Annotated in this window: 8 protein-coding genes; 3 read left to right on the forward strand and 5 right to left on the reverse strand. The window is 48.4% G+C overall.

Features of this window, described 5'->3' with window-relative positions:
• Window positions 1-133: 133 nt before the first annotated feature.
• From BCOA_RS21785 to ric, 3 genes are all read left to right on the forward strand, one after another.
• Window positions 134-1,252: an NADH-dependent flavin oxidoreductase gene (locus BCOA_RS21785; protein WP_014096273.1), complete on the forward strand. Its 1,119-nt coding sequence runs from the start codon at window positions 134-136 to the stop codon at window positions 1,250-1,252.
• 701 nt (window positions 1,253-1,953) lie between these two features.
• Window positions 1,954-2,490 carry a YceI family protein gene (locus tag BCOA_RS21790; RefSeq protein WP_014096274.1) on the forward strand — a complete coding sequence of 179 codons (537 nt, stop codon included), beginning with the start codon at window positions 1,954-1,956 and terminating at the stop codon, window positions 2,488-2,490.
• Window positions 2,491-3,051: 561 nt separating this feature from the next.
• Window positions 3,052-3,756, forward strand: a complete 705-nt coding sequence (gene ric / locus BCOA_RS21795; RefSeq protein WP_014096275.1) for an iron-sulfur cluster repair di-iron protein — start codon at window positions 3,052-3,054, stop codon at window positions 3,754-3,756.
• Window positions 3,757-4,787: 1,031 nt separating this feature from the next.
• On the opposite strand, the gene BCOA_RS21815 is transcribed toward ric, so the two are convergent.
• The 5 genes from BCOA_RS21815 to BCOA_RS21835 all read right to left on the reverse strand — a co-directional run bounded on the left by BCOA_RS21815 (window position 4,788) and on the right by BCOA_RS21835 (window position 11,901).
• On the reverse strand, window positions 4,788-5,468 hold the full coding sequence (locus tag BCOA_RS21815) for a Crp/Fnr family transcriptional regulator (protein WP_014096278.1): 681 nt from the start codon (window positions 5,466-5,468) through the stop codon (window positions 4,788-4,790).
• A 304-nt stretch (window positions 5,469-5,772) separates the two neighbouring features.
• Complete coding sequence (gene dctA, locus BCOA_RS21820; protein WP_014096279.1) at window positions 5,773-7,041, reverse strand: C4-dicarboxylate transporter DctA; 1,269 nt, start codon at window positions 7,039-7,041, stop codon at window positions 5,773-5,775.
• 270 nt (window positions 7,042-7,311) lie between these two features.
• Window positions 7,312-8,940, reverse strand: a complete 1,629-nt coding sequence (locus BCOA_RS21825) for a glycerol-3-phosphate dehydrogenase/oxidase (protein WP_014096280.1) — start codon at window positions 8,938-8,940, stop codon at window positions 7,312-7,314.
• A 654-nt stretch (window positions 8,941-9,594) separates the two neighbouring features.
• Entirely contained in the window at window positions 9,595-11,085 is a 1,491-nt protein-coding gene (gene glpK, locus BCOA_RS21830; protein WP_014096281.1) for a glycerol kinase GlpK, read from the reverse strand.
• A 15-nt stretch (window positions 11,086-11,100) separates the two neighbouring features.
• Window positions 11,101-11,901 (reverse strand): MIP/aquaporin family protein, encoded by an 801-nt coding sequence (locus BCOA_RS21835; RefSeq protein ID WP_014096282.1) that lies wholly within the window; start codon window positions 11,899-11,901, stop codon window positions 11,101-11,103.
• Between the last annotated feature and the right edge of the window lie 217 nt (window positions 11,902-12,118).

A 12,118-nucleotide genomic window follows, 5' to 3' on the forward strand; every position in this document is an offset into this window, starting at 1 on the left:
TCCCAATTCATGATGTAAAAAATACTTTCCTATATGATATGCCTGCATGGTTGAATCGGTGCTTTTCGTTTTCATTTTTTTGCAGATTGGAACATAATAAAAAAGCGAAAGCAAACAGGAAAGGAGCACTACCATGAGCAAATACGATAAACTGTTTGAACCAATTACGTTTAAAAGCGGCGTCAGGGCGGAAAACCGCATCGTGATGGCGCCGATGACCCATTATTCCTCGAATGATGACGGCACGATTTCCGCTGCCGAGCTGCGTTATTATGCAGAACGTGCCAAAGGGCCGGGGATGGTCGTGACGGCATGTGCCAATGTTACGGAAAACGGCAAAGCATTTACCGGGCAACCTGGCGCGCATACAGATGAAATGGTTGAGAGCATGAAAAAACTAGCACAAACGATTCAGCAAAACGGTGCAAAAGCGGTTGTGCAAATCCACCATGGTGGCCGCGAATGCCCGGCTGAACTCGTGCCGGGCGGGGATGTTGTGAGCGCAAGTGAAACAGATTCGTCAGACGGCAGCGTCCATGCACGCGCGTTGACGGGAGAAGAAACCGCTGAAATTGTGAAAGCATTCGGCGAAGCAACACGCCGCGTGATCGAAGCTGGTTTTGATGGCGTTGAAATTCACGGCGCAAACGGCTATCTGATTCAACAATTTTTCTCCCCGTATACGAACCGGCGTGAAGACGAGTGGGGCGGCAGTCTGGAAAAACGGCTTGCATTCCCGCTTGCTGTCGTCGATGCTGTGAAAAAAACGGTGGCGGAATATGCGGACCGGCCGTTTTTAGTCGGATACCGCTTATCCCCGGAAGAACCGTACGAACCGGGGATTACGATGGATGACACGTTCGCGCTTTTGGATGCGCTGATGAAAAAAGAGCTCGACTATGTGCATATTTCCCTGCAGCACTTCTGGTCTAAAGCCCGCCGCGGCGGTGAACCCGGCCGTCCGCGCATGGAACAGATCGTGGAACATGTCGCAGGCCGCGTGCCTTTGATCGGCGTCGGCTCCCTGCACACAGGAGACGAGGTTTTGAAGGCAATGGAAACCGATGTACCGCTTATTGCCCTCGGCCGTGAGCTTGTCATGGAGCCGCATTGGGTGGAAAAAATTAAAGCCGGCCAGGAGGATGCAATTCAAACCGCGTTAAGAAAAGACGACCGCGAACGGCTCGTTATTCCGGAACCGCTGTGGAAGATGATCATCTCAACGCCGGGCTGGTTCCCGTTTGCAGAATGACATCTGCATGTTGCACGGCATTGTCAAAGAATGAATGGCTGCGCTTGCGAGGCTCGGTTGATACACGAATTGAAGTTTACGTAATGGCCAAGGAATGAATGGCTTTGCCGCGAAGCTCGGTTGGCGATCGAATTGAGCATACGCAATTGTCAAGAAATGAATGGCTTTGCCGCGGAGCTCGGTTGACGACCGAATTGAGCATACGCAATTGTCAAGAAATGAATGGCTTTGCCGCGGAGCTCGGTTGACGACCGAATTGAAGTATACGTAATGACCAAGGAATGAATGGCTGCACCTGTCCAATCTGGCCTAGAGCTAAAGCCGGAGTATATAGATGCGATGGAATGGGCATCACTATATATAAGTTGGCATGCAATTTTTGGGCTGGAATTACCTACCTTCTCCAGTTATTGATTGGCACGCATTGCTGCGGGTTTTCAGCACGCGGCTTTTGCGCGACTTACGGCGTACCCGGATTGGTTCCCGCAAACACCGTTAACATGCAGGATTCTGCCTGGTGTAAGAACCACTATACTGCGAAAGAAAGTGCAAAAACACTGTTAACATGCAGGGTTCTGCCTACCTGCAGATTTAGAAACCGAACCCTTTTAAAAAAATGGGTTCGGTTTTCTTGACTTTTTTCACTTACAATATTAAACTAAGTTACGAAAAGTAAGTTTTAAAAACAGGAGGAATTTAGGATGACAAAAACAAAATGGGCAGTTGACTATGCACATAGCACCATTGATTTCACAGTAAAACATATGATGATTTCAAAAGTAAAAGGGTCTTTTCAAAAATTCGAAGCCGAAATCGAAGCTGATCCCCAAGATTTAACGGATGCAAAAGTTTCTTTTATTGTTGATGCCAGCAGCATTCATACGAAAAATGATGACCGCGATAATCATCTTCGTTCTGCAGATTTCTTAGATGTTGAACAATATCCGAATATTACATTTGTTTCCAAGTCGGTTACAAAGGCAGGGGACAATGATTATAACGTTACCGGTGATTTAACGATTCATGGCGTGACAAAAGAAGAAACATTTAAAGTCACATTTGAAGGGATTTCGAAAAACCCGATGAGCGGCGCGGAAACAGCTGGCTTTAGTGCAGAAGGGACCGTAAAACGGAGCAATTACGGCCTTACTTGGAACGCAGCCCTTGAAACAGGCGGTGTCCTCGTTGGCGATGAAATCAAATTTACGGTGGAATTAGAAGCAAGCAAAGCGGAATAATTGCGGAGGCGCCAATTTAGATTGGCGCTTTTTTCTTTGGGCAGATCATGCTTCTTATGGCCAAGGTTTTGGGATGCTTTTTTTCTATATAAATAACATAGCCGGACTCTAGGTGAAGAAAGGACTTCATTTTTGCGTGCTTCCTTAACATAGACGCGCCCTATGTGAAGAAAGGAAGTCTTTTTTTTGTGTTTCCTTAACGTAGACGGGTTCTAGGTGAAGGAAGGCCGTCTTTTTTTCACGCTTCCTTAACATAGACGCACTCTAGGTGAAGGAAGACCGTCTTTTTTCCGCGCTTCCTTAACATAGACGCACTCTAGGTGAAGGAAGACCTTCGTTTTTCCACGCTTCCTTAACATAGACGCACTCTATGTGAAGAAAGGCTTTCTTTTTTCCACGCTTCCTTAATGTAGACGCACTCTATATGAAGGAAGGCCTTCGTTTTTTCGCGCTTCCTTAACATAAATAAGAACTTTCCTCAATTGCTGTGATGTGCATCACAAATAAGCAGGTGCTGATGGTTTATGATGAAGGCAGCAATGAAATGGAGGAGTGAATTCGATGGAACGTTTTACAACGAGCCAGACTGTCGGGGAAATCGTAACCTTATTCCCAAAAGCGGCGGATCTGTTTAAAGCAAATCGTATCGATTTTTGTTGCGGCGGCAATGTGTCTGTGAAAGAAGCTGCGGAAAAGCGCAACCTATCAGCAGATGAACTACTTGATGCTATTTGCAACCTTTATGGCCAATATGCCGGAAAAGGCACTGAGCAAAATTGGAATGAAGCGGGCTATACGGAAATTGTCAACTATATTCAGGCCACCCATCACGCGTTTTTGCGCGAGGAACTGCCAAACTTGAGCCCGTATGTAACAAAAGTGATGCGTGTCCACGGCGGCAACCACCCGCATCTCATCGAAGTGCATAAACTGTTTAACCAATTAAAAACAGAACTGCTGGAGCATACTGAAAAAGAAGATACCGAACAATTCCCGGCCATTCGTGCATACGAAAGCCTTCCAACTGCCGCTAACCTGAAAGCCGCGACAGCCGGTTTGACCGATCTTGAAACAGAACATGCTGCTGTCGGGGAAATTTTGCACCGGCTCCGCGAAATTACGAATGACTATACGTTGCCGGAAGGGGCATGCCGTACATTCCAGCTCGTATACCACCGCCTTGAAAATTTTGAAAATGATACATTCCAGCACATTCACCTGGAGAATAATATTCTATTTAAGCGGTTGCTCGAAGAAGCCGTTTGACTTTTAAAAGGCTGTCCTCCCAGGCAGCCTTTTAAAAAGGGGCGGTTTGCTTTTTATTTTTCTTTCCTGGCCCCGGGGAAAGACAACTCGTTGCGCGTGCGTTCCTCTTTTGTCGTTTTGAGACCTCCAAAAGAACAGTTTGCTCGAATTCCAGCTCTCTTTTGTCTTTTTGAACCCCCCAAAAGGACAATTTGCCCCGGGTCCGGCTTTCTTTTGTCTTTTTGAAACCTCCAAAAGGACAGTTTGCCCGGATTCCAGCTCTCTTTTGTCTTTTTGAGACCTTCAAAAGGACAATTTGTACGGATCCCAGCTCTCTTTTGTCTTTTTGAGACCTTCAAAAGGACAATTTGCCCCGGGTCCGGCTTTCTTTTGTCTTTTTGAGACCTCCAAAAGGACAATTTGCTCGGATTCCAGCTCTCTTTTGTCTTTTTGAATCCCCCAAAAAGACAATTTGCCCGGATCCCAGCTTTCTTTTGTCTTTTTGAGACCTCCAAAAGGACAATTCACCCCGGGTCCGGCTTTCTTTTGTCTTTTTGAATCCCCCAAAAGGACAATTTGCTCGGATTCCAGCTCTCTTTTGTCTTTCATAACTCCGATGAAAGACATTTTGCTGCGTGGGCAACCCCCTTTTGTCTTTCATCACCTTGATGAAAGACAATTCGCTGCTCGGGCACTTCACTTTTGTCTTTCATAGCTCTGATGAAGAACATTTCACTGCCCGGACGCCCCTCTTTTGTCCTTCATCACCCCAATGAAAGACATTTCGCTGCCTGGACGCCTCTCTTTTGTCCTTCATCACCCCGATGAAAGACATTTCGCTGCCCGAACGCCTCTCTTTTGTCCTTCATCACCCCGATGAAAGACATTTCGCTGACCCGGGCGCTCCTCTTTTGTCCTTCATCACCTCGATGAAAGACATTTCGCTGCACGGGCACTTTACTTTTGTCCTTCATCACCCCGATGAAAGACATTTCGCTCCCACGACGCCCCCTTGTCTTTCTTTGCTTTAATTCTTACCGGCGGGAAAATCTTTATACCCCGAGCAGTTCCTCCGTCAGTTTTTCCTGGTGAATGAGGTATGTGCCTTTTTCCTGCGGGAGGATGAGGTTTTTTTCTTTAAGCTGGCGGATCGTGCGGCTGACCGTTTCACGGGTGACGCCGATCATGTTGGCGAGGTCGGAGTTGTTGAGCGGGGTTTTCACGAGGACAAACCCGTCTTTTTCCTGAACGCCATGTGTGCGGGTGAGGCGCAGAAAAAGTTTGACTACTTGCTCGTAAGCGTTGTTTAAAATCTGGGCTTCGAGCCGGTCCTGCAAGTCAAGGATTTCATCACTCATCACACCGTATAAAGTCATGGTCAGCTGCGGATTGTTGAGCAACACGTTTTCAAAATCAGTAATCCGGATCGCAACGAGATTCGTGTCTACAACCGCCATCGCATTCGCCGGGTAGCTTATTTTACGGAAAAAACCAACATGCGGGAACATGTCGCCATCGCGAAGCAGTGTGACAACTTGCTCTTTGCCGTTCGCATCGGTGCGGTAAATTTTCACTTCCCCGCTTTCAATAAAATAAACGGCTTCCTGCGGGTCCCCCTGGAAAAAAATATGCGCATCCTTTTCTGCATGCTTTTTAACAGATATATCGGCGATCACAGCCAGATCCGCGTCCCCGAGTCCTTTAAAAAGCGGCATTTTACGCAGGTTTTCCAAAGCGCTCACTTCCCTTCTTCAATAAAGTGCAATTATCCCTCAATTACTCGGTATTCTCCAAATTTCATAGATATCATTACGTAGCTGCAGGCGGCCTGCTGGACAAATCCCTCAACACACCCTATTGTACACAAAAATAAGCACACCGCCCAAAGTCAAAGTCAATGTTAAAAAAATAAGAGTGTCCCCCCTCGGAACGCCTCTTATCCTTCCTTCAATAAAGTGCAACTATCTCTCAATTACCCCGCGTATTCTCCAAAGCCAATGTTAAAAAAGAAGAGGGCCCCAATCGGAGCGCCTCTTATTAAGAAGGAATCGATTCTGTAGGATGGGCAGCCGTTTCCAGTGCTTCATTTTTGTCAAATTCTTTTTCCGTTTTGGAGATGACGACCGTCGCGACGGCATTCCCGATAATATTTGTGAGCGCGCGTGATTCAGACATGAACCGGTCCACGCCGATCAACAGCGCAATCCCTGCAACCGGGATAACCGGGAACGCAGACAAAGTCGCAGCAAGGGTAATGAAACCGGAACCGGTCACGCCGGCCGCCCCTTTTGATGTCAGCATTAAAATCAGCAGCAGCATAATTTGGTGCCCGATCGTCAGGTGCACATTATACGCCTGCGCAATGAAAATGGATGCCATCGACAAATAGATGGCGGTGCCGTCAAGGTTAAACGAGTATCCGGTTGGAACGACAAGGCCGACAACGGATTTTGAGCAACCAAAGTTTTCGAGTTTTCTCATCAGGGAAGGCATCGCCGATTCCGATGAAGAAGTCCCGAGCACGAGTAAAAGTTCTTCCTTTATATAAGCGATGAACTTGAAAATGTTGAAACCGAACGCTTTTGCAATCCCGCCGAGGACAAGCAAGATAAAAATGATCATCGTCAGGTAGACAGACCCCATTAATTCGCCGAGATTGATCAGCGAGCTTGCGCCAAACTGGCCAACTGTATATGCCATTGCCCCGAATGCAGCGATCGGTGACACTTTCATGACAATACCGACAATTTTAAAGAAAACTTCCGTCATGTCTTCAAAAAAGCGGATAACCGGTTTTGCCCTCTCCCCGAGGGATGCGGCAGCAACCCCGAACAGTACCGCAAAAAATAAAATTGGTAAAAGATCTCCCTTGACAAAAGCCCCGGCGATGCTTTCCGGAATAATACCGGAAATAAAACCGATAAAACCGTGTTCGCTGTCTTTTGCCTGTGTGACGAATTGTGAAACCTTGCTTGTTTTCGCATGGCTTGTATCAATGCCGTGGCCGGGTTGGATCAAATTCACGATAATCAGACCGATGGCGAGCGCAACCGTGCTGACGACTTCAAAATAGATAAGCGCCTTGCCGCCGATTCGACCGACTTTTTTCAAATCCCCCATGCCGCCGATCCCGATAATGACCGTAAAGAAGATAATCGGTGGGACGAGCATTTTGATCAGTTTAATAAACCATTGCGCGAGAATATTCAGTTCCGCGCCGAATTTAGGTGAAACAAGTCCTACAATAATACCCAGAATGATGCCGATAATGACTTGTACTGTAAGATTCCGAAAGTTGATCCTCATTTTCCATCCCCTCTGTTTGCGCTTACATTTTAGCGTCACGAACTATATTTCTATTATAGTACAGGTTTATCCCGTTTTCACTATTTTTATATTAAAAAAATTTTGCTTTTAAAAAATATCGGTGCAAGCAAAGCGCAAAAAAGCAGCGGAACAGTGCCCGCTGCCTTTTTCCAGCTGTCTTTGCAAGAAAGCTGAGACGTATGCTTCCAATATGAATAGTCAACCAATCCTTTTTCGCCACCAAGGTCTGTGCCCTTTCCCGGAACAAGTTTACACTTCCGGGACCGCTTCCCGCAATGCTTCTTCCAATTCTTTCCTGTACGCCTGTTCTGTCTCTTCATCCCAGGAAAATTCAGCGGCCATCCATGCTATAACCGGCTCTTTCCATTTGCGGACCCAGTTGATATCGAAGAAAAGGGCACCGGTACGGCGAATGAAGAAATCGACCGGTTTTACCACCATTTCTTGTTCCACTGCATATTTCAATACGGCGTACACTTCCCGCGGTAGCGGATAGTCGTCTTTCCAGCTTTTCGCATATGCATATACGTGATCCGCGTTCGTGCCGTATTTTTCCGCAATCGCCCGGCTTGCTTCCGCAGACAGGCCGCTTGCTTCGCCTTCTTTTGTTTTTGCTTTGACAAACGCCGGCAAATTTTCAGAGCCGCCCACATCACCGCCGGAAATCGGCAAGTGCTTCGTTTGGCACGGCTGAAAATTGCCGCCAAGCCTGCGTGCTACAAGATCTACAACCGTTTCCGCCATTTTCCGGTAACCGGTCAGTTTGCCGCCTGCGATTGTCACGAGGCCGCTGTCGGATTCCCAAATTTCATCTTTACGCGAAATTTCGGAGGCGTCTTTTCCTTCTTCGTAAATCAATGGACGGACGCCGGCCCAGCTTGATTCGACATCACGGGCTGTCACTTTGACTTTTGGAAACATAAAGTGGATCGCTTTTAATAAGTAATCAATATCTTTCGGGAGCGGTTTTGGGTGAATCGGGTCTTTGTCGTAAAATGTATCCGTTGTGCCGACGTACGTTTTGCCGCCGCGCGGAATGGCAAACACCATGCGGCCGTCCAGCGTATCAAAATACACGGCCTGCCGGAGCGGAAAGATACTTTGGTCAAACACAATATGCACGCCCTTTGTGAGGCGGAGGCTTTTGCTCCCTTTCCCGTCTTTATTGCGCATTTTATCACTCCACGGCCCGGTCGCATTGACGACCATTTTCGCCCGCACGTTTACGGTTTCCCCGCTGATCTGGTCACGAACAGTAGCACCCGAGATACGGCCGTTTTCGTACAAATACTCTTCCGCTTTTGTATAGTTGACAGCCAGCGCCCCGTGTGCGACTGCTGCTTTCATCACTTCAATGGTCAGCCGCGCGTCGTCCGTCCGGTATTCGACATAATAACCGCCGCCTTTCAGCCCATCTTTTTTGATCAGCGGTTCCTTGTTTAAGGTTTCCGAAGCCGACAGCATTTTCCGGCGTTCCGTTTTTTTCACGCCGGCTAAAAAGTCGTACAGCCGCAAGCCGATATTCGTTGTAAATGCGCCGAACGTCCCGCCCTTATGGAACGGCAGCAGCATCCATTCCGGCGTTGTCACATGCGGGCCGTTTTCATAAACGATGGCGCGCTCTTTTCCGACTTCCGCCACCATTTTTACTTCAAATTGTTTCAAGTACCGCAGGCCCCCGTGGACAAGTTTGGTTGACCGGCTTGATGTGCCCGCCGCGAAATCCTGCATCTCGACAAGCGCTACAGACATGCCGCGCGACACTGCGTCAAGCGCAATGCCGGCCCCTGTAATGCCGCCACCGATCACAAGCAGATCGAACGTTTTATCCTTCATGTTTTGTAAAACTGTCCCGCGCTGTTTTCCTGAAAATTCCATTTTCGTCCCCTCCTTCAAAATAAAAAGAGACCTGAACCATGCATTATGGAAAACTCCCATAAAACAAGCCAGGTCTCTCTGCATCTCTTGACATTTTATGAACTTGTTTTTATTATAACAGACCTTCCACTGATTTTCAGCTGTTATGCACCGGGAAAATGTAGTAATCCCCGTTTCTTGCCGTTGCCCCGTTAGATAAGGCAGCGCATCAAAACATAGAAGGCAATGGCGCCCGAATCATGCGAGGCAACAAAGCAATAGCTGGCCACGTAAACTCACAGGTTAAGCTGGCGCAGAACTATTGATTGCCTGCTAGTATTGCGGCTACAAAGAATCCAAGGTGTTATTGCCATGGTATCCCTGCAAGCTTTTTAAAAGCAGGGACCGCCTGCAACAGCTATGCTGCACAGGTTAAGCGAGATAAACTGTGTTGCCTACTGCGTGCCCGCTTCCGTATGGCTGCCCAGTTCAGTGGCAGGGTAGCAAGATAAGCCGTGTTGCCTCTACATACCCGGTTCCGTACAGCTGCTCAATTTGGGTCGCAGGTTAACCTAGATAAACCACGTTGCCTACTGCATGCCCACTTCCGTATGACTGCCCAATTTGGTCGCAGGCTAAGCCAGATTACCGCGCTGCCTGCAGCAATCTGCAAATCTATTTAAAGGCAATGGTTGCACGGATTGCTTTTTTCCATCCGTCATATAAGGCTTCGCGCTCTTTTTCCGCGAGTGACGGTTCAAATTTGCGTTCCACTTTCCACTGGCGGGCAATTTCTTCACGCGATTCCCAGTAACCGACCGCAAGCCCCGCCAAATATGCGGCGCCAAGTGCTGTAGTTTCGCTCACAACCGGGCGTTCAACCGGCACGCCCAACATATCGCTTTGGAACTGCATGAGAAAATTGTTTTTCACTGCGCCGCCGTCCGCACGCAATGTTTTAAGCGGCAATCCGGAATCCGCCTCCATCGCGGCAAGCACATCTTTCGTCTGGTAGGCGAGCGATTCAAGCGTGGCCCGGATAAAATGTTCTTTCGTGGTGCCCCGTGTCAGCCCGAACACCGCGCCGCGCACATCGCTTTCCCAGTACGGCGTCCCAAGCCCGACAAATGCCGGCACGACATACACGCCATCTGTCGAATCGACCCGTTCTGCATACGATTCACTTTGGGCGCTGTCTTTGATCATGCGCATCCCGTCACGCAGCCATTGAATTGCTGACCCTGCCACAAAGATGCTGCCTTCAAGGGCATACTCGACTTTGCCGTCAATGCCCCATGCAAGCGTCGTCAGCAATCCATGCTTGGAAGAAACGGCTTTTTCGCCGGTATTCATGAGCATAAAGCAACCGGTGCCGTACGTATTTTTCGCCATCCCATCTTCATAGCAGGCCTGCCCGAACAGCGCCGCCTGCTGGTCGCCCGCCACGCCTGCGATCGGAATTTCCTCGCCGAAGAAATGGTACGGCGCAGTCTGTGCATAAACATGGGAGGAAGGTTTGACTTCCGGAAGCATCGCAGCAGGAACGTCCAGCATTTCAAGCAGCTCGGGGTCCCACTTCAAATCGTAAATATTGTACAAAAGTGTCCGGGACGCGTTCGAATAGTCGGTAACATGGGCTTTTCCGCCTGAAAATTTCCAGATCAGCCAAGTGTCGATTGTTCCAAACAGGAGCTCGCCTTTTTCAGCGCGTTCTCTTGCCCCGTCAACATGGTCGAGGATCCATTTGATTTTTGTCCCGCTGAAATACGGGTCGATAAGGAGCCCGGTTTTTTCACGGACCATATCAGTATAGCCTTTTTCTTTTAAATCGGCGCAAATGTCCGCTGTCTGCCGCGACTGCCAGACGATGGCATTGTAAATCGGATGCCCGGTGTTTTTATCCCAGACGACCGTTGTCTCCCGCTGGTTGGTAATTCCGATCGCGGCAATCTGTTTCGGCTCCACATCCGCTTCTGTCAAAACGGTCGTCATAACCGCTAGCACCGATGCCCACACTTCATTTGCATTGTGCTCCACCCAGCCAGGCTGTGGAAAATACTGGTGAAACTCCTGCTGGGCTGTATGCACAATTTCCCCTTTTTGGTTAAAAAGAATGGCCCTTGAACTCGTTGTCCCCTGGTCAATGGATAAAATAAATTTCTCCATCCCGTTTTTTCCTCCTTACGCTCTCGTTTTCTTGTTTTCTATCATCCATACTATCAATAATACAAGCAAACTCGTTAGCAAAACACCCCAAAACGCGGGTGTCCAATCATTCTTAAATACAGCCCGGTAAAAAACACCCCCGAGAGAACCCCCGAGCAGCGGACCGGCAACCGGCACCCACGCATAGCGCCAATTCGAAGGCCCTTTTCCTGCAATCGGGAGCAGAAAATGGGCAATTCTCGGGCCAAGATCGCGGGCAGGGTTGATCGCATAACCCGTCGTCCCGCCAAGCGATACCCCGATCGCGACAATCAGCATGCCGACGATGAACGGGTTCAGCCCTTCCGTAAACTTATTCGCGCCGATTGTCAGTACGCCGAGCACGAGAACAAAAGTCCCGATGATTTCACTGATAAGATTCGCAAAATAATTTGGAATGGCCGGCCCGGTTGAAAATACGCCAAGTTTGGCGCCGGGATCGTCCGTCTCCTTCCAGTGCGGCAAAAAATGAAAAAATACGACGGCAGCACCGATCATGGCCCCGACCATTTGCGCCAGAATATATCCGGCCACTTTCGGCCATGGAAAATCCCCGTTAAATGCAAGCCCGACTGTAAGCGCAGGATTTAAGTGAGCGCCGCTGTATTTTCCGACTGCATAAGCCGCCATGGCCACGCCAAGCCCCCACCCGAACGAAATGACAATCCAGCCGCTCTGGTAGGCGAATGATTTTTTCAAATTGACATTGGCGCAGACACCGCCGCCAAAAATAATGAGTATGGCTGTGCCAACCAATTCTGCGAAATATGGATTCATACCCCTTCCTCCATTTCCAATGAATTAAAAGCTGATCCGACAACACTCCGGTCCCTTTCATCAAAAAAGAACAAAAAGACCCACGACGCCCGCAAATTTGTTGCGAATGGAGTGGATCTCTTTGTTCTCCTGCCAAGTTTATTAACTTATGTATGATGATAACGCTTACTTTAAATTTTGTCAATCCATGTTCACAAAAAAATATATACCGGATTTT

Source organism: Heyndrickxia coagulans 36D1, from assembly GCF_000169195.2.
Lineage (GTDB): Bacteria > Bacillota > Bacilli > Bacillales > Bacillaceae_C > Weizmannia > Weizmannia faecalis.